We start from the raw sequence: 17,579 nt of genomic DNA, 5'->3' as shown, positions 1-17,579 counted from the left end.
AGATCGTCGCGAAACGTCATGAAACGTGACGGTGAGGCTCACATACAATAGCGCCATGAAACTCAAATTCACCAAGATGCAAGGCGCGGGCAACGACTTCGTCGTGCTCGACGGCTACACGCAGGCGCTCGATCTGAGCGCGCAGCAAGTGCGTGCGCTCGCCGACCGTCATTTCGGCGTGGGCGCGGACCAGTTGCTGCTGGTGGAAAAGCCGACCATCGAGGGCGTCGATTTCAAATACCGCATCTTCAATTGCGACGGCGGCGAGGTCGAACATTGCGGCAACGGCGCGCGCTGCTTCGTGAAGTTCGTGCGCGACCGCAAGCTGACCGACGCCGCCACCGTGCGCGTGCAGGTGCAAAACGGCGTCATCACGCTGACCATGCAAGCCAATGGCGAAGTGACGGTCGACATGAGTACGCCGGTGTTTCATGCGCCCGAAGTGCCTTTCGACGCGCACGGTCTCGAAGGCCGCAACGAAGGCAACGACACGCTCTGGCCGCTCGATCTGAACGGTTGCGCGAATGAACCGCGCTGGATTTCCGTCGTCTCGATGGGCAATCCGCACGCCGTGCAGATCGTGGATGACGTGGAAGCGTATCCCGTGCTCGTCGAAGGTCCGCTGATCGAGCGTCACGCGCGCTTTCCGAAGCGCGTCAACGCGGGCTTCATGCAGATCGTCGATCGTCATTCGGTCAAGCTGCGCGTCTACGAACGCGGCGCGGGCGAAACGCTCGCGTGCGGCACGGGCGCGTGCGCGGCGGTGGCGGCAGGCATCCGGCGCGGCGTGCTCGACACGCCGGTGCGCGTCGAGACGCACGGCGGCACGCTCACCATCGGCTGGGACGGCGCACGCGACGAATCCGCGCCGCTTTTCATGGCCGGACCCGCCGCGACGGTTTTCGAAGGCGAGATCGACCTCGACCGCATCGCCGGCTGAGTTTGCATACGCATCGCATCATTACGACCATCGACCATGAATCCACGCGAAGTCGCCGATTATCTGCTCGACAACCCCGATTTCTTCACCGAGCACGCTGAACTGCTCGGCACGATCCGGTTGTCCAATCCGCATGGCAAATCCGCCGTGTCGCTGCAGGAACGCCAGATGGAAATGCTGCGCGACAAGAACAAGCAACTCGAACGGCGCCTCGCCGAACTGCTGCGCTACGGCCACGAAAACGACAGCATCTCGACGAAGTTCAACCGCTGGACCGTGCGCGTGATCGCGCAGCGCGATCCATACGCGTTGCCCTCGACCATCAGTCGCGGCCTGTGCGAAGTCTTCGACGTTCCGCACGCCGCGCTGCGCGTCTGGGATGTCGACGAAGGGTATCGCCAGGCCGACTTCGCGCGTCAGGTCGGCGAGGAAGTGCGCATCTTCGCGAACAATCTGGAAGTGCCGTATTGCGGCGCGAACAGCGGCTTCGCGGCGGCGCAGTGGCTTGGCGCGCCGAACTCGGCGTCGGCTACGACCGTTGCCGGAGAAGGCGCCGCGCAGCGCAAGATCGAATCGATCTCGCTGATCGCCCTGCGCGATCCGCAAGCCGGTCCGGATGCGCCCACCTTCGGCCTGCTCGTCATGGGCTCGCCCGATCCGCGCCGCTTTCACGACGGCATGGCGACCGATTTCCTCACGCAGATCGGCGCATTGGCCAGCGCGGCTTTGAGCCGTCTGATGCCTTACTGAGATCGCCATGGACGCCGCCGAAGCCATCGCCACGTATCTTTCGATGCTCGAACACGAGCGGCGTCTGTCCGAACACACTTTGCGTGGCTACACGTACGAACTGAGCGAACTGCGCGCGCTCGCCAAAGACCGTCCGCTCGAATCACTGACCGCGCTCGATATGCGCGGCGCGGTGGTCAGGGCGCATTCGGCGGGGCTGTCGTCGCGCTCCATCGCGCATCGGCTGTCGGCGTGGCGGGCGTTTTATCGATGGTTCGCGCAGCAAGTCGACATGCCCGCGAATCCGGTGGCGACCATTCGCGCGCCCAAGCGCGAGAAGAGCTTGCCGAAGGCGCTTTCCGTCGATGACGCCATGGCGCTCATGGACGCGCCCCAGGCCAGCACAACCGAAGCCGCGCGCGATCACGCGATCCTCGAACTCTTCTACTCGTCCGGCTTGCGGCTCGCCGAACTGGTCGGGCTGGACGTGCATTTCGTCGAGACCGCCGAATACCGCTCGCAAGGCTGGCTCAATCTCGCGCACGAGGAAGTGACGGTGCTCGGCAAGGGCAACCGGCGGCGTTCGGTTCCGGTCGGACGCAAGGCAGTCGATGCCTTGCGCGCGTGGATCGCGGTACGCGGCGAATTCGTCAAGCACGACCCGCACGCGCTCTTCATTTCGGTGCGCGGCAACCGCATGGCGCCCGGCGTGGTGCGCGAGCGCGTGAAGCGCATGGCGCTGCTCGCGGGCATTCCGTCGAACGTACATCCGCACGTGTTGCGGCATTCGTTCGCCACGCATGTTCTGCAATCGAGCGGCGACCTGCGCGCCGTGCAGGAGTTGCTCGGTCACGCGAGCATCACGGCCACGCAGGTCTATACATCGCTGGATTTTCAGCATCTCGCTCGCGTCTACGATTCAGCGCACCCGCGCGCGAAGAAGCGCGATTAACCTGCGGGCGCTTGCATGAGCGCCCGCGCCTGACATTCTCATGCATACCATCACGCTCAAACCGGCGAAGGACAGGTCGCTCGTTCGCCGCCATCCGTGGATTTACGCCAACGCCATCGCGCGGATCGACGGCAATCCCGCGCCTGGCGCGACCGTCGCCGTGCGCGCGGCCGACGGCCGCTTTCTGGCGCGCGCGTCGTATAGCCCGCATTCGCAGATTCGCGCGCGCGTCTGGTCTTTCGACGAAGCCGAACCGGTCGATCACGCGTTCTTCAAGCGTCGCGTGCAGCGCGCGGTCGCGCATCGGCAGACGATGGTGCGCGATACCGGCGCCACGCGCCTCATTTTCGGTGAAGCGGACGGCTTGCCCGGCTTGATCGTCGATTACTACGTCGCCGACGAAGGCGCGCGCGCGCAACTCGTTTGCCAGTTCATGGCGACGGGCGTCGAAGCTTGGAAAGAGGCGATCGTGCAGGCGCTCATCGACGCCACCGGCTGTCCAAATGTCTACGAACGCTCGGATGTGTCGATTCGCCAGAAGGAAGGGCTCGAGCAAACCACCGGCGTGCTCGCCGGCGACGCGCCGCCCGAGACGCTCATCACGAACGAATGCGGCGTGCGCTATCACGTCGATGTCATGCACGGCCACAAGACAGGCTTCTATGTCGATCAGCGCGACAACCGCGTACTGGTTCAGCAAAACGCGGAAGGCCGCGAAGTGCTGAACTGCTTTTGCTACACGGGCGGCTTTTCGCTCGCGGCGCTCAAGGGCGGCGCCACGCGCGTGGTGTCCGTCGATTCGTCCGGCGACGCGCTCGCCCTGGCGCGCGCCAACGTCACGGCAAACGGCTTCGACGCCGAACGCGCCGAATGGCTCGACGCCGACGCGTTCAAGACCTTGCGCCGTCTTTACGACGAAGGCCGGCGCTTCGACCTGATCGTGCTCGATCCGCCGAAGTTCGCGCCGTCGAAGGAAAGCGTCGAGCGCGCCGCGCGCGCTTACAAGGACATCAACCTCAGCGGTTTCAAGCTGCTGCGTCCGGGCGGGCTGCTCTTCACGTATTCGTGTTCCGGCGCGATCGATTCGGACCTCTTCCAGAAGATCGTCGCGGGCGCGGCGTCGGACGCGCGTGTCGATGCGCGCATCCTCAAGCGGCTCGGCGCGGGCGTCGATCACCCGTTGCTGACGGCTTTTCCCGAAGGCGAATACCTGAAAGGGCTGCTGTTGCAAATTGCGTGAGCGCCCTTATCTAGCGGCCACGTAACCGGGTCGCACGGAGCACCGGTTCGGCAAATATGTTTCAATATTCGACTCATTGCGCCTGCCGCGGCCCGCGCAATCCCCGAACACAGACAAGGACACAGGCGACACCATGATTCCCGTAACCATCCTGACCGGCTTTCTGGGTAGCGGCAAAACCACGCTGCTCAAGCGCATTTTGAACGAGCAGCACGGCATGAAGATCGCCGTGATCGAGAACGAGTTCGGCGAAGAGAACATCGACAACGAAATCCTCGTGCAGGAAACGAACGAGCAGATCATCCAGATGAGCAACGGCTGCATCTGCTGCACGATTCGCGGCGATCTGGCGCGTGCGCTGGAAGACCTCGCTAACCGCAAGAAGGCGGGGACGCTCGATTTCGACCGCGTGGTGATCGAAACGACGGGTCTCGCGAATCCGGGCCCCGTGGCGCAGACGTTCTTCATGGACAACACCGTCGCCGACGAATTCCTGCTCGACGCGATCATCACCCTCGTCGATGCAAAGCACGCGAACGCGCAGCTCGACCAGCACGAAGTGGTGCAGCGTCAGGTCGGTTTCGCGGACCGCCTGTTCATCACCAAGTCCGATCTCGTCGATGCCGCCGCGCTCGAAGCGCTCAAGCATCGCCTGCTGCACATGAACCCGCGCGCGGCCATTCGCGTCGTCAATTTCGGCGATGCGGACATCAAGGAAATCTTCGACCTGCGCGGCTTCAATCTGAATTCGAAGCTCGAGATCGACCCGGATTTCCTCGCGGAAGACGACCACGACCACGGCCATGACCACGCGCACGATCACGGCGACGACCACGATCACGCCACTTGCGGTCACGATCATAGCCACGACCATGAGCATCATCATCACCATCACGCGCATCACGACGACAAGATCAAGTCGTTCGTGTATCGCAGCGACAAGCCGTTCGATCCGAACCGCCTTGAAGACTTCCTGGGCGGCATCCTGCAGATCTACGGCGAGCGTCTGTTGCGCTACAAGGGCGTGCTCTATATGAAGGGCGTGGATCGCAAGGTCGTGTTCCAGGGCGTGCATCAGATGATGGGCAGCGACCTCGCCAGCAAGTGGATGCCGATCGAGAAGAAGAACAGCAAGATGGTGTTCATCGGTATCGAGTTGCCGAAGGATCTGATTTTCGACGGCCTCGACGCCTGCCTCGTCAAATAGATTGGCATGCATATCGCTTGATAGCCGCGGTTCCCGTCTTCAGGAAGCGTGCGCGAAAAGCTGGAAACGCCGCCGCGGCCTATCGCGCGCGGCGTTTTTCGTAGCGTGACTTTCGTGCGGCGTGTGTAGTCGCGACCACGAAGCAGCATCGCTTTTTGTACGTCCACGCGTTATATTTTTGAAATTCCGACATAAATTGACAGGGTTTTCTCGTTGTCGTCGGAAATTGCGGTTCAGTTACAATACAGCCCCACTGGAGAAGGGCAAATCCGTTTGGCGCATGGCTTGAAGTCACATCTGAGCCTTACGCTGTCGGATGTCAGGAGAAGGGATGGCCTGTTTTGCGTTATCTCGATTTAGCGGGGGAAGGCGAATCGAAACAACGCAGGAAGGCCCGGAACGCGGACATGCGAAAAAATGCCCCGTGTACCGGACACATCCGTAATCGGTTTCCAGAGGAGTTCGGCCCCGCATCGACGTGTCGCGTGATGCCATGACGCTGCATGCGGGTAATGTAGTCGGGGCGTTGCGGAAGACTTCGCCTTACATTGAAGAAGCAAGCAGATGACAACGAAACTCTTGACCGAAGCCGAAATCCTGAAGATGAGCGAGAAGGACTACATGAACGAGGAACAGCTCGCCTTCTTCAAGAACCGGCTCGAACAGTTGCAAGCCGACATTCTCAAGAATGCCGGACAGACGACCGAGAACCTGCGGGAAACGGTGATCGTGCCGGACCCGGCGGATCGCGCGACCATCGAGGAAGAGCATGCACTGGAACTGCGCACGCGTGACCGCGAACGCAAGCTCCTGAAGAAAGTGCAGCAGTCGCTCGCGCGCATCGAGTCCGGCGATTACGGCTGGTGCGAGGAAACCGGCGAGCCGATCGGCATTCCGCGTCTCATCGCGCGCCCGACCGCCACGCTCTCGCTCGAGGCACAGGAACGCCGCGAACTGCGTCAGAAGCTGTTCGGCGACTGAAGCGCGTCTCTCTCGGCGAACGTCGCGGGGCCGCCCGCCACGGGGAAGACGCCGCCGCGAAATTCGCGTGTTCGAACGCTCCGGTACACGCAAGGCACACGCATCCGCGTGTGCCTTTTTGTTTGCGCGGCGCGTCCTGCGCATCGCGTGTCTTGATAAATTCCCCATCGCCCTAAAATGAATCCGACGCGCCCGTTCACGACGACGGCGCGTGCGCGGCGCCGGACGCTCGTCTTTTCGAGTCGGGCGGAACCCCGCGCCGTGCACTCCATCGAATTCTCGACTGCGTGGCGGTTCTTTAGATCGAGCCGCCCGCGTCCTTCGTTTTCTCAAGGAACGCACATGGAACAATTTCACGGCACGACCATCGTCTCCGTGCGAAGCGGCGGCAAAGTCGCGTTGGGCGGCGATGGTCAGGTGACGCTCGGCAATATCGTCATGAAAGGCGGCGCGAAGAAAGTGCGCCGTATCTATGGCGGCAAGGTGCTGGTCGGCTTCGCCGGCGGCACGGCCGACGCGTTCTCACTGCTCGACCGCTTCGAAGCCAAGCTGGAAAAGCATCAGGGCAATCTCACGCGCGCAGCCGTCGAACTCGCCAAGGACTGGCGCACCGACCGCATGCTGCGACGTCTCGAAGCCATGCTGATTGCCGCCGACGCGCAAGCCACGCTCGTCATCACCGGCAACGGCGACGTGCTCGATCCCGAAAACGGCATCTGCGCCATCGGCTCGGGCGGCGCGTACGCGCAAGCCGCGGCACAGGCACTCGCCGAAAACACCGAACTCTCTCCGCGCGAAATCGTCGAGAAGGCGCTGACCATCGCCGGCGACATGTGCATCTACACCAATCACAATCGCGTCATCGAGACGATCGAGTAAGCGCACGCGCGCAAAGGACCAACGATGACCACCATGACTCCCGCCGAAATCGTCTCGGAACTCGACAAACACATTATCGGCCAGGGCCGCGCGAAGAAAGCGGTCGCGGTCGCGCTGCGCAATCGCTGGCGCCGTCAGCAAGTCGCCGAGCCGCTGCGTCAGGAAATCACGCCGAAGAACATTTTGATGATCGGGCCGACGGGCGTCGGCAAGACCGAGATCGCGCGACGTCTCGCGAAGCTCGCGGACGCGCCGTTCATCAAGATCGAAGCGACCAAGTTCACCGAAGTGGGCTACGTCGGCCGCGACGTGGACAGCATCGTGCGCGATCTGATCGAGATTTCGGTGAAGCAGACGCGCGAATCCGAGATGAAGAAAGTCCGCACGAAGGCCGAGGATCGCGCCGAAGACCGCATCCTCGATATTCTGCTGCCGAGCGCGCGGCCGGTTGGCTTCGGCGCGTCGAGCGCGGCGGAATCGGCCGAGGACAGCAACAACGTCACGCGTCAGACCTTCCGCAAACGGCTGCGCGAAGGCGCGCTCGACGACAAGGAAATCGAACTCGATGTCGAACAGCCGCAAGTCGGCATGGACATCATGGGTCCGCCGGGCATGGAAGACATGACCGAGCAGATTCGTTCGATGTTCGCGAACATCGGCGGCGGCAAGAAGACGCGCCGCAAGGTGAAGGTGAAGGAAGCGCTCAAGCTGCTCACCGACGAGGAAGCCGGCAAGATGCTCAACGACGAAGAGGTCAAGAGCCGCGCGGTGCAGAACGTCGAGCAAAACGGCATCGTGTTTCTGGACGAGATCGACAAGATCGCGTCGCGCAGCGAAACCGGCGGCGCGGAAGTGTCGCGCGCAGGCGTGCAGCGCGATCTGCTGCCGCTCGTCGAAGGCACGACCATCAACACGAAATACGGGATGATCAAGACAGATCACATTCTGTTCATCGCGAGTGGCGCGTTTCATTTGGCCAAGCCGAGCGATCTGATTCCCGAACTGCAAGGGCGTTTTCCCATTCGCGTCGAGCTGGATTCGTTGTCCGTGCAGGACTTCGAGTCGATCCTGAATTCCACCGATGCAAGTCTCGTCAAGCAATACAAGGCGCTGCTCGCGACCGAAGGCGTGGAACTCGATTTCGCCGATGACGGCATCCGGCGTCTCGCCGAAGTCGCGTTCTCGGTGAACGAAAAGACGGAGAACATCGGCGCGCGGCGGCTTTACACGGTGATCGAAAAGTTGCTGGAGGAAGTGTCGTTCGCGGCGGGGAACCACGCGGGCACGCCGGTGCGAATCGACGCGGCGTATGTGGATCGCGCACTGAACGACGTGGCGCAGGATGAGGATCTTTCTCGCTACGTGCTGTGATGTAACTCGGTGAAAACGAACCGGGCGAGCTTCAGACGCCCGGTTTTTTTACGCCCGAAAGCCACGCGGCGCGCGGCATCGCCAAAAACGACAGACGAAAAAAAGCCCGCCTAGTTGGCGGGCTGAATCCATATCAGGAGGAGACATGGAGGAGACAGTTCCAATACTACACAGCCACTTGATGCGACGCAATAGTTTTTTTAGTAAAAACCCCTATGGCGCCGAAGTGTGGCATCTGTGCGTCACAATTCTGAAATTGCTGGACGCGGCGCGCGATGACAGCGCAAGAAACGGCGCGTAACCTTTCTCACAGGGCCTTACAGTGGATTCACGCCCTTCCACTGGAGCAGCCATGAACATCGCGGAAACCTTTCATATCGTCCCTGATTTCGATACCGACGCCGGCCGCTGGCAAGCCGTGGTCGATCGCGACGCGCGCGCCGACGGCGCATTTTTCTTCGCGGTGCGCACCACGGGCGTATTCTGCCGTCCGTCGTGCGCGTCGCGGGCGCCGCGACGGGAGAACGTCGAGTTCTTCCAGACGACGGATGCCGCCGCCGAGGCGGGTTATCGGCCATGCAAGCGTTGCCAGCCGACCGGCCTGCCGCGCGAACTCGCGATTGTCGAGCGCGCGTGCAAGGTACTCGACGCCGATCCGCAGCGGCGCCTGACGCTCGCGCAACTGAGCGACGCCGTGCACGTCAGCCCGTTTCATTTGCAGCGCTTGTTTTCGCGCATCGTCGGCGTATCGCCGCGGCAGTATCAGGCGGCGAGGCGCGCAGGCGTGCTGCGTGAAGCCTTGCAGCACGGCCGGGACGTCACCCGCGCGACCAACGACGCCGGTTTCGGCTCGCCTTCGCGTCTGTACGACGCCGTTCCCGCCGAACTCGGCATGACGCCATCGGCCTACAAGCGCCGTGGCGCGGGCTCGACCGTGCGCTATACGACGGCCGACACGCCGCTCGGCGTCGTATTGGTCGCGGCAACCGACAAGGGCATCTGCAAGATCGCTTTCGGCGACGATGGCCGCGCACTCATCGATCAATTGGCGGTGGAATTCGCCATGGCCGAGCGAATCGAGGATGCCACGCGACTGGAGCCGTTCGTCGCGCAAGTTCTGGCCTACGTGCAGGGCACGCGCGAACGTTTCGATTTGCCGCTCGACATCGGCGCCACGGCGTTTCAAGGGCGCGTCTGGGAAGCGTTGCGCAACATTCCCTACGGGCAGACGCGCACCTATTCCGAGATCGCCGAAGCGCTCGGCGCGCCGCGCGCGGTGCGGGCGGTGGCGAACGCGTGCGCGTCGAATCCGGTGGCGCTCGCGATTCCCTGCCATCGCGTGATTGGCAAGGACGGCGCGATCACGGGGTATCGCTGGGGCGTGACGCGCAAGGAGGCCCTGCTCGATACCGAACGCGCGCAAAGGGACGCGAAGTCCTGAGCGCGGCCGCACCGCAAACCCCGGAAATCCCCGCAAATGCCCGTCGCCATTGGGCCCAAGCACATCGAACACCGAGATGTTAAAGTGCCCGCTACCCGAAAATAAGACCGGGCGCGAAACACCTGCGCTCCTCGCTCAACGGCTTCAATGGCAAACCAGCAATCCGCTCACCCCAAGGCCGGCGCCTATCAGCGCCGGCTCGCCGCGCTCGCGTCCGGACCGCACGCCAACGCGTTGCGTCAAGGCTTGCGCGGCATCGAGAAAGAAAGCCTGCGCGTGACGCCCGAAGGCAAGCTCGCGACGACGCCGCATCCGCGTTCGTTCGGCTCGGCGCTGACGCATCCGCTCATCACGACCGACTATTCGGAAGCGCTCGTCGAACTCATCACGCCAGCGGAAACGGATATCACGCTGACGCTCGATCGTCTCGATCTGCTGCATCGTTTCGCCTACGCGCATCTCGGCGACGAGTTACTGTGGAACGATTCGATGCCCTGTTCGCTGCCGCCGGAAGACGACATTCCGCTCGGGTTTTACGGCACGTCGAACATCGGTACGCTCAAGCACGTGTACCGGCGCGGGCTGGCGCTGCGCTACGGCCGCACGATGCAATGTATCGCGGGCATCCACTACAACTATTCGCTCGACGAAAACGTCTGGCGCGCGTGGCAAGCGCTCGATCCGTCGAGCACGCTCTCGGCGAAAGACTTCCAGTCGGAGCGTTATTTCGCGCTCATCCGCAATTTCAGGCGCACGAACTGGCTGCTGATGTATTTGTTCGGCGCATCGCCCGTGCTGAACCGGCGCTTTATCGAAGGCAAGGCACATAGCCTGGAAGCGCTCGACGCGGACACGTTCTATCTGCCGCACGCCACCAGTCTGCGCATGAGCGATCTCGGCTACACGAACAATCCCGCGCAGGCGGATTTGCTGCCGAGTTACGACAATCTCGCCGCGTATGTCGACGTGCTCGCGAACGCCGTGAGCCAGCCATATGCGCTTTATCAGGCCATCGGCACGCAGCGTAACGGCGAGTGGGTGCAGATCAACACCAACGTGTTGCAGATCGAAAACGAGTTCTACTCGACCATTCGGCCTAAGCGCGTCACGCGTTCGGGCGAGCGTCCGCTGCATGCGCTGGCCGATCGCGGCGTGCAGTACATCGAAGTGCGTTGTCTGGATATCGATCCGTTCGAGCCGACCGGCATTTCCCTCGTCACTTCGCGCTTTCTCGACGCCTATCTGCTTTACTGCGCGCTCGAAGACAGCCCGTTGCTCTCGCGCGAAGCGAATCTCGAAGCGAACGGCAACTTCACCAAGGTATCGAAGGAAGGGCGCAAGCCAGGACTGACGCTCACGCGCGACGGCGCGTCCGTGTCGATGCAGCAATGGGCCGAGGAATTGTTCGACGCCATTGCGCCGGTTGCGAAGATCCTCGATCAACTCGACGGCACGAACGACACCACGCGCGTGCTCGAAGCACTGCGGCCGCGCATTCGCGATGCATCGCTGACGCCTTCGGCACGCGTGCTTCAGACGATGCGCGACAAGCAGCAATCGTTCGATGCGTTCGCGCTCGACTTGAGCCGCCAACATGCGGAGTTCTTCCGCGAGCGTCCGCTTTCGCCCGAAGAAGCAGGCGAGATGGCCGCGCTTGCCGCGAAGTCGCTGGAAGAGCAAGCCGAGATCGAACGCAATCAAACCGAAACGTTCGACGAATTCGTCACCGCGTATCGCGACTACAAGGCGGCCGCGCGCTGAACCGGCGCGTAGTTTTACCTTGCTCGCGCCTCGTGCGCGCGGCAAGCGTTACGCGTGTTTGAAACAACCCGAAACGCGCAGAAACGCCGCCCGGCGGGATCAGTCAAAATGATCAAGGACTTATCGACTAGCGGGGACGCAATGAGCACCAAATTACTGAAGGCCGCATCGGCGACGGCAGCGCTGGTTCTGCTCGCGAGCTGCACGAGCGAAGGCCAGGTCAGCAGTCAGACGATGGAGCAGGCCACCGCGCCGCTCACCTGCATGAGCAAGCTGGAATGCGACGCCTGGTGGGCGCGCGCGCAAGTCTGGGTGACGAATCATTCGGAGTACAAGCTTCAGGCAATCACGGATTCGATCATCCAGACGGCAGGACCGTCGAGCGGCAAGCGTGCGCTTGCTTATCAGATCACCAAGACGCCGAGCAACGAAGGCACGGCCACGATCGGTTTCGCCGCGCATTGCGACAGTCCGCTCGGCTGCCAGCCAGGTCCGTGGCAGGCGGGCGCGGACTTCAAGCAGTTCGTGCGCAATGGCGCGACGCGCCCCGTGAGCGCAACGCCGCAAGCCGTGCAGACGAATCCGCAGCCTGTACCGCTCAATCTCGACAGCCAGCCGGGCCAGTCGGGCGAACCGCTCACGCCGCAATAGGCGTCAGTGTCCCGTCGTCGCCGACGCGCCTTTCCTCGGGCGCGTCAGCCAGACCATCGCGGCGAGCACGAGAAACGCATAGAAGGAAATGCGGAAGAAGTCGTTGGTCGACATCATGTACGCCTGCGCCGACACCACGCGGTCCAGTTGCGCCGTCAGTGCCTGCCCTGAAAGCCCCAGTCCCGAGAGAAGGTCCGAATAAGCGGTCGTGCCTTGCGAATAGGCGCTCACCGACTCCGTGAGCACCGAATGATGGCGGATCATGTCGTTCTCCCAGAAGGTCGTGCTGACCGCCGTGCCTATCGCGCCCGACAAGGTCCGCAGAAAATTCGAGAGCCCCGCCGCGCCCGCAAGCCGTTCGTCGGAGACGCTCGATAGCGTGATGGTCGTCATCGGCACGAAGAAGCACGCGACGCCAATGCCCTGAATCAGACGAGGAAAGATGATGTGGCTAAAGGGCGTATCGAGCGTGAAAGTCGAGTTCCAGTACGACACGAACGCAAACACGATAAACGCGAAGCTCGCGACCACGCGCAGATTCATGCGATGCATGTTTTGCCCGATCATCGGCGAGAGCACGAGCGCGAGTATGCCGACCGGCGCGGTTGCAAGACCCGCGAGCCACGGCGTATAGCCGAGCACGGTTTGCAGCCACAGCGGCAATACCACGACCGAGCCGAAGAACGCGAGAAAGCCCAGCGAAGTGATCATCACGCCCATTGCGAAATTGCGGTCGCGGAACAGCGACAGGTCGATCACCGGTTCTTTTTCCGTCACTTCCCACGCGAACATGAACGCGAGCGATACCGCCGCGACGATCGCCAGCGTGACGATGAACGTCGAGTTGAACCAGTCGCGGTCCTTGCCGAGATCGAGCATCATCTGCAGGCTCGCGACGCCGATCACGAGCAAACTGAGCCCGACGGCGTCGATGCGCTGTCGCGTCGTCTTGGTCTCATGTCCGCGCAGGAGAAAGTACGCAATCGCCGCCGAAAAGATGCCGATCGGCACATTGATATAGAAGATCCACGGCCACGTGTAGTTGTCGGTGATGTAGCCGCCCATCACGGGACCGAAAATTGGCGCGACGATGACAGTCATTGCCCACAAACCGAGCGCGAGTCCGCGTTTTTCCGGCGGATAGCTGCGCATGAGGATGGTTTGCGACAGCGGCACCATGGGGCCGGATACGAGGCCTTGCAGCAGCCGGAAGCCGATGAGCGATTCGAAGTTATGCGCGAAGCCGCAAAGCGCCGACGCCACGGAAAACAACAGCACGGAGATAGTGAACAGTTTCACTTCGCCGACGCGGCGCGCGAGCCAGCCGGTGAGCGGCACGGCGATCGCGGATGCAACCGAGTACGAGGAAATTACCCACGTGCCTTCGCTCGTCGCGACGCCCAGACTTCCTGAAATGGTCGGCACGGCGACATTGGCGATGGATGTGTCGAGCACTTCCATGAAGGTGCCGAGCGCCAAGCCCATTGTCAGCAAGGCGAGGATGCCGCCCGTGAGCGGACGCGGCGCGGGCGTGGCGGGTTCGGCAGTCGCGGTCGTCGACATATCTTTTCTCTTATGCGTTCGAAAGTCCGTGCCACGGCATTCTCTGCCCAGACAGCAAAATGCGCGGCTTTTGGCGGCTACGTTGCCGCTGCTTTGTTACTCCCCGGCGTCTTCCACACATCCGACGCAACCTGCGCGGCCAGCACCAGGCGAATTGCTGATGATGCGCGCTAGCATCGACGTCAGAAGATCGAGTTCGGCCCGGCTGAAGCCTTCCAACTGCTTGTTCAGTACCGCAGCGCCGAGCGCGGGCAGTTGCGCGGCGGCGGCGCGGCCACGGTCCGTCAGATTCAGTTCGACGATGCGCCGGTCCGCGTCGCTGCGCGTGCGGCCGATGAAACCCTTCTTCTCCAACCGGTCCAGCATGCGCGTCATGGAACCGCTGTCGTAAGACATCTCGCGCGACAGTTCCAGCGGCGTGCGCGCTCGACCCGCTGCCAGGAAAAGCAGCACGCCGATTTGCTGCGACGTCAGATCGAGCGGCCGCAGCGCTTCGTCAGTTCGCGCGATCAACACGTTGCGAGCCTTCGCAAGGTAGTAGCCAAGGCTGGTGTCGAGTTGAATCGTGGCGGGATCGTAAAGCGGTTCGCTGGTCATTCGACAGTCCGTGGGACGACGCGCAAAGCTATGCAACGTCCCGGAAAAGCAACATTCCGAAAAAAGCAATCGGTAGTATCTTGAAAACTACTTGCATAGTCAATATTATTTAAGGCACCGAGTTACGCGCGACATGCGCCACCCGAGACCATGTTCTGATCGCCCGATGCGCCGTTCGCGACGCCCCAAGGACCCTTCGATGACCCGCTTTGCCCGCACCGCCGGCCGACGTTTCGGCCAAGTCAGCAGCTCGATCGCCAACGCATCCCGTCAGTTCGTTCCGCCGAATCTGAACTCGTGGAAATTCGCGTTGTATCTGATCGTGTTCCTGATGCCGGGCGGTTCGTTCATCGTGCTGGCCATGGGATGGTTCGAGAATCGGCAGCGGCGCAAGACTGAAAAGCCCGCGCGTGCATCAAGCCGCACCTTGCTTCCCGCGCCGTGCGCTTGCTCCAGTAGCGGCGGAGCAGGCGGCGCCTGAAGCGCGTAACGCGTCGTAACCGATTCCCGCTGCCGCGTAACACCCACCTTACGCCGAAGCCGTTACCCTAACGTCTGCCTGACGCTCGCGCGCAAGTCCCACGACCTGCTTCGCGAGCGTTCCGTTACCATCTCGGCAGTCGCATTCGTCATATCGGACGAAGCGCCGCCGACAGGAATTTCGAAAGCAGATGCCGTCTCGCCTCGCTGTTTCATCCTCGCTGCGCCTTTCCGCCACTGCGCTTGCGGCCACGCTGGCGTTGTCCTTCGCCGGTTGCGCGGTCGGTCCCGACTATCAGCGCCCGTCCACGGCAATGCCCGCGTCCTATAAGGAAGCGCCCGAAGGCTGGAAAGTCGCGCAGCCCGCCGATCAAACCGATCGCGGAACGTGGTGGACCATTTACGACGACGCAACGCTCAACGACCTCGAAGCGCGGCTGAATCAGTCGAACCAGACGGTTGCGCAATATGCGGCGGCTTATCGGCAGGCGCGGGCGCTCGTCGGCGAGGCGCGCGCGGCATATTTCCCGACCATCGGTGCGTCGGCTTCGGGGTCGCGCTCTGGGCAAGGTGCCGGCACGCGTTCCACGAGCACTTCGACGTTCGGCAACAGTTCCAGCACCGTCGGCAACAGCTTCAGCGCATCGCTCGATGCCACTTGGGAGCCTGATCTCTGGGGCAGCGTGAGCCGCACGGTATCGGCGCAGAAGGCCGGCCAGCAGGGCGCGGCAGCCGATCTCGCGAACGCGCGTCTGTCCGCGCAAGGCACGCTCGCGCAGACCTACTTCCAGTTGCGCTCGCTCGACGCGCAACAACGGCTTCTGGACGATACCGTCGCCGCTTATCAGCAGTCGCTGAAGCTCACGCAGAATCAGTATGGGCAGGGAATCGTCGCGCGCTCGGACGTGATTCAGGCGCAGACGCAGTTGCAGTCGGCGCAGGCATCGGCAATCGATAACGGCGTCGCGCGCGCGCAGTACGAGCATGCCATCGCCGTGCTTATCGGCGAGGCGGCTTCGACCTTCTCGCTGGCGCAGATGCCGCTCGATGCCACGCCGCCGACCGTGCCCGCGCAGATGCCATCCGCGATTCTCGAACGGCGGCCGGATATCGCATCGGCCGAACGGAAGGCTGCGGCGGCGAACGAACAGATCGGCGTGGAAATCGCGGCGTACTTTCCCACGCTCACGCTCTCCGCGCAGGGCGGCTTCGAAAGCTCGGTGTTGTCGCAATTGCTGCGCGCGCCGTCGCGTTTCTGGACGCTCGGCCCGGACATCGCCGCAACCATTTTCGATGGCGGTTTGCGCGCCGCCCGCACGGACGCCGCGCGTGCCGCTTACGACCAGAATGTCGCGACGTATCGGCAGACGGTGCTGACGGCGTTTCAGGATGTCGAAGACAATCTCGCTTCGCTGCGCATTCTCGAGAAGGAAGTCGTCGTGCAGCAGCAGGCGGTGGAGTCGGCGCAGCAGGCGCTCGCGATCATCAACAATCAGTACAAGGCGGGGACGGTCGCGTTCATCAACGTGCTGACCGCGCAAACCACGGCGTTCACGGCGCAGCAGAAGCTGGCGAATATCGCGGGACAGCGGATGGTCTCGTCGGTGGGATTGGTGAAGGCGCTAGGCGGCGGGTGGGATGTCGCGCAGATGGATCAGGAAACGGGGGCGGCGCAGGCGCCAGCTTCGGCTTCGGCTTCGGCTTCGGCTTCGGCTTCGGCTTCGGCTTCCGATATCGTCAGTCAGACGCTATCGGCTAGCGACAAGCGCGCGTCAGCCGACTAAAACGCCCGTGCAAGCTCGAACGCATGCGTGTTGCCTGGTGCGCCGCGTTGCGGGCAAGCAAGCACAAGCCAGCTGAGTAAGAATCTCGCGAGCTCAAGCGGTGCGCTCAGTGCGCCTTCGTTGTTCAACGTGCGCGCACGAACCGCTCAATCCGAAGCGCCGTTGGAAAGACAACTTGCACAACCGCACCGGCACTAAAGACATCCGAAAGCCAGCACCGCCTCACCGCACCAAGGTCAGCGCCACCGTATCCTGATCCGTATGCCGGCCTAGCAGATTCAACAGTCCCGCCAGATTCTCGCGCTGCTCGGGCGCCGCCGTCGCGGTGCCGTTGAACGCCGTCGATCCCTGCGACACCGTGCCGTTTCCCTTCAGCAAGAGCGGGCCACGCGTAGTCGTGAGATCGATTTCCGCCGATTCACCCTGCGCCTGCAACGCCACCCGATACGACCCGAGCGGCTTCACCCGCGATACTCTCGACGACATGTCGTCCAGCGTGACGACCACCTGACCATACGCATTCCTGCCAAGCACGCGGAACTCGGTCCATGTGAGCCGCACCGAACCATCGAAGTTCAGCGTGTTGAACGGCGCGCCGAGTCCGGAAAGCAACGTGGCCGGCACGGCGATCCCGCCAGCCGAAAGAAACGCGCCGCGCGGCGTGGCATCGACGATCACGGCGTCGGGCATCGCTTCGCTCTGGCGCATGCTCATGTGAACGCGGCCCGTGAAAAGCGGCCAAAACGCCGTCGTCCACTCGATACGCCCCGGCAGCAGCGTCGCGCCGGATACGTCGCCGCCCGTCGCGAGCATGAGCGTGGCTGAACCGCGCCAGAGCGAACCCGCCGGATCGACGAGATTCACGCGGCCGCCCGTCACGCGCGCGAATTGCGGCGTGATCCAGGCGGCGGGCAGCATTACGAGCAGCGTGCCGGCGACCGACAAGATCATCACGAAAAAAGCCGGCAGCGCGTACCGGATTCGGCGAGTCCAATAGCTCATG

The 17,579-nt window shown here is 62.7% G+C and carries 16 protein-coding genes; 13 read left to right on the top strand and 3 right to left on the bottom strand.

What is annotated here, in order from left to right:
- Window positions 1-55 precede the first annotated feature (55 nt).
- The 11 genes from dapF (at window position 56) to NCT03_RS14125 (ending at window position 12,152) form a co-directional block, all read left to right on the top strand.
- Window positions 56-940 carry a diaminopimelate epimerase gene (gene dapF, locus NCT03_RS14175; RefSeq protein WP_250492863.1) on the top strand — a complete coding sequence of 295 codons (885 nt, stop codon included), beginning with the start codon at window positions 56-58 and terminating at the stop codon, window positions 938-940.
- A gap of 36 nt (window positions 941-976) precedes the next feature.
- A complete protein-coding gene (locus NCT03_RS14170) occupies window positions 977-1,690 on the top strand; it encodes a DUF484 family protein (protein ID WP_244826662.1) in 714 nt (237 codons plus the stop codon).
- 7 nt (window positions 1,691-1,697) lie between these two features.
- Window positions 1,698-2,621: a tyrosine recombinase XerC gene (gene xerC, locus NCT03_RS14165; protein WP_244826661.1), complete on the top strand. Its 924-nt coding sequence runs from the start codon at window positions 1,698-1,700 to the stop codon at window positions 2,619-2,621.
- 40 nt (window positions 2,622-2,661) lie between these two features.
- Window positions 2,662-3,861: a class I SAM-dependent rRNA methyltransferase gene (locus tag NCT03_RS14160; protein ID WP_250492862.1), complete on the top strand. Its 1,200-nt coding sequence runs from the start codon at window positions 2,662-2,664 to the stop codon at window positions 3,859-3,861.
- Between the two features lie 133 nt (window positions 3,862-3,994).
- Window positions 3,995-5,068, top strand: coding sequence for a CobW family GTP-binding protein (locus NCT03_RS14155; protein WP_250492861.1), 1,074 nt, complete (start codon window positions 3,995-3,997; stop codon window positions 5,066-5,068).
- A 564-nt stretch (window positions 5,069-5,632) separates the two neighbouring features.
- The gene (gene dksA / locus NCT03_RS14150; protein WP_035962045.1) at window positions 5,633-6,049 is read left to right on the top strand and encodes an RNA polymerase-binding protein DksA; all 417 of its coding nucleotides are present in this window, start codon (window positions 5,633-5,635) and stop codon (window positions 6,047-6,049) included.
- A 342-nt stretch (window positions 6,050-6,391) separates the two neighbouring features.
- A complete protein-coding gene (gene hslV, locus NCT03_RS14145; RefSeq protein ID WP_244826658.1) occupies window positions 6,392-6,928 on the top strand; it encodes an ATP-dependent protease subunit HslV in 537 nt (178 codons plus the stop codon).
- A 24-nt stretch (window positions 6,929-6,952) separates the two neighbouring features.
- Window positions 6,953-8,299 (top strand): ATP-dependent protease ATPase subunit HslU, encoded by a 1,347-nt coding sequence (gene hslU, locus NCT03_RS14140; protein WP_244826657.1) that lies wholly within the window; start codon window positions 6,953-6,955, stop codon window positions 8,297-8,299.
- A 352-nt stretch (window positions 8,300-8,651) separates the two neighbouring features.
- Complete coding sequence (gene ada, locus NCT03_RS14135; protein ID WP_250492860.1) at window positions 8,652-9,740, top strand: bifunctional DNA-binding transcriptional regulator/O6-methylguanine-DNA methyltransferase Ada; 1,089 nt, start codon at window positions 8,652-8,654, stop codon at window positions 9,738-9,740.
- Between the two features lie 147 nt (window positions 9,741-9,887).
- Entirely contained in the window at window positions 9,888-11,501 is a 1,614-nt protein-coding gene (gshA, locus tag NCT03_RS14130; RefSeq protein WP_250492859.1) for a glutamate--cysteine ligase, read from the top strand.
- Between the two features lie 141 nt (window positions 11,502-11,642).
- Window positions 11,643-12,152: a hypothetical protein gene (locus NCT03_RS14125; RefSeq protein WP_244826654.1), complete on the top strand. Its 510-nt coding sequence runs from the start codon at window positions 11,643-11,645 to the stop codon at window positions 12,150-12,152.
- A 3-nt stretch (window positions 12,153-12,155) separates the two neighbouring features.
- Here NCT03_RS14125 and NCT03_RS14120 read toward each other — a convergent pair whose 3' ends face one another.
- Together NCT03_RS14120 and NCT03_RS14115 are read right to left on the bottom strand one after the other, a co-directional pair.
- Window positions 12,156-13,715 (bottom strand): DHA2 family efflux MFS transporter permease subunit, encoded by a 1,560-nt coding sequence (locus tag NCT03_RS14120; RefSeq protein ID WP_250466235.1) that lies wholly within the window; start codon window positions 13,713-13,715, stop codon window positions 12,156-12,158.
- 96 nt (window positions 13,716-13,811) lie between these two features.
- On the bottom strand, window positions 13,812-14,312 hold the full coding sequence (locus NCT03_RS14115) for a MarR family winged helix-turn-helix transcriptional regulator (protein ID WP_250492858.1): 501 nt from the start codon (window positions 14,310-14,312) through the stop codon (window positions 13,812-13,814).
- A gap of 199 nt (window positions 14,313-14,511) precedes the next feature.
- On the opposite strand from NCT03_RS14115, the gene NCT03_RS14110 reads away from it, so the two are divergent.
- Both NCT03_RS14110 and NCT03_RS14105 read left to right on the top strand, forming a co-directional pair.
- Window positions 14,512-14,793, top strand: coding sequence for a hypothetical protein (locus tag NCT03_RS14110; RefSeq protein WP_250492857.1), 282 nt, complete (start codon window positions 14,512-14,514; stop codon window positions 14,791-14,793).
- 190 nt (window positions 14,794-14,983) lie between these two features.
- A complete protein-coding gene (locus tag NCT03_RS14105) occupies window positions 14,984-16,576 on the top strand; it encodes an efflux transporter outer membrane subunit (protein ID WP_250492856.1) in 1,593 nt (530 codons plus the stop codon).
- Window positions 16,577-16,798: 222 nt separating this feature from the next.
- Here the strand turns inward: NCT03_RS14105 and NCT03_RS14100 are convergent, their stop codons facing one another.
- The gene (locus tag NCT03_RS14100) at window positions 16,799-17,578 is read right to left on the bottom strand and encodes a type II secretion system protein N (RefSeq protein WP_250492855.1); all 780 of its coding nucleotides are present in this window, start codon (window positions 17,576-17,578) and stop codon (window positions 16,799-16,801) included.
- Window position 17,579: the final 1 nt, after the last annotated feature.

It is taken from the genome of Caballeronia sp. GAWG1-1 (genome assembly GCF_023631465.1).
Taxonomy (GTDB): Bacteria; Pseudomonadota; Gammaproteobacteria; order Burkholderiales; family Burkholderiaceae; genus Caballeronia.
The sequence above is the reverse complement of the archived record's forward strand: the minus strand, read 5'-3'. Positions and strand labels throughout refer to the sequence as shown.

Excerpts from the sequence above, each read along its gene's own strand:
- dapF (WP_250492863.1), top strand. The coding sequence starts at position 56 with ATGAAACTCAAATTCACCAAGATGCAAGGCGCGGGCAACGACTTCGTC.
- NCT03_RS14170 (WP_244826662.1), top strand. The coding sequence starts at position 977 with ATGAATCCACGCGAAGTCGCCGATTATCTGCTCGACAACCCCGATTTC.
- xerC (WP_244826661.1), top strand. The coding sequence starts at position 1,698 with ATGGACGCCGCCGAAGCCATCGCCACGTATCTTTCGATGCTCGAACAC.
- NCT03_RS14160 (WP_250492862.1), top strand. The coding sequence starts at position 2,662 with ATGCATACCATCACGCTCAAACCGGCGAAGGACAGGTCGCTCGTTCGC.
- NCT03_RS14155 (WP_250492861.1), top strand. The coding sequence starts at position 3,995 with ATGATTCCCGTAACCATCCTGACCGGCTTTCTGGGTAGCGGCAAAACC.
- dksA (WP_035962045.1), top strand. The coding sequence starts at position 5,633 with ATGACAACGAAACTCTTGACCGAAGCCGAAATCCTGAAGATGAGCGAG.
- hslV (WP_244826658.1), top strand. The coding sequence starts at position 6,392 with ATGGAACAATTTCACGGCACGACCATCGTCTCCGTGCGAAGCGGCGGC.
- hslU (WP_244826657.1), top strand. The coding sequence starts at position 6,953 with ATGACCACCATGACTCCCGCCGAAATCGTCTCGGAACTCGACAAACAC.
- ada (WP_250492860.1), top strand. The coding sequence starts at position 8,652 with ATGAACATCGCGGAAACCTTTCATATCGTCCCTGATTTCGATACCGAC.
- gshA (WP_250492859.1), top strand. The coding sequence starts at position 9,888 with ATGGCAAACCAGCAATCCGCTCACCCCAAGGCCGGCGCCTATCAGCGC.
- NCT03_RS14125 (WP_244826654.1), top strand. The coding sequence starts at position 11,643 with ATGAGCACCAAATTACTGAAGGCCGCATCGGCGACGGCAGCGCTGGTT.
- NCT03_RS14120 (WP_250466235.1), bottom strand. The coding sequence starts at position 13,715 with ATGTCGACGACCGCGACTGCCGAACCCGCCACGCCCGCGCCGCGTCCG.
- NCT03_RS14115 (WP_250492858.1), bottom strand. The coding sequence starts at position 14,312 with ATGACCAGCGAACCGCTTTACGATCCCGCCACGATTCAACTCGACACC.
- NCT03_RS14110 (WP_250492857.1), top strand. The coding sequence starts at position 14,512 with ATGACCCGCTTTGCCCGCACCGCCGGCCGACGTTTCGGCCAAGTCAGC.
- NCT03_RS14105 (WP_250492856.1), top strand. The coding sequence starts at position 14,984 with ATGCCGTCTCGCCTCGCTGTTTCATCCTCGCTGCGCCTTTCCGCCACT.
- NCT03_RS14100 (WP_250492855.1), bottom strand. The coding sequence starts at position 17,578 with ATGAGCTATTGGACTCGCCGAATCCGGTACGCGCTGCCGGCTTTTTTC.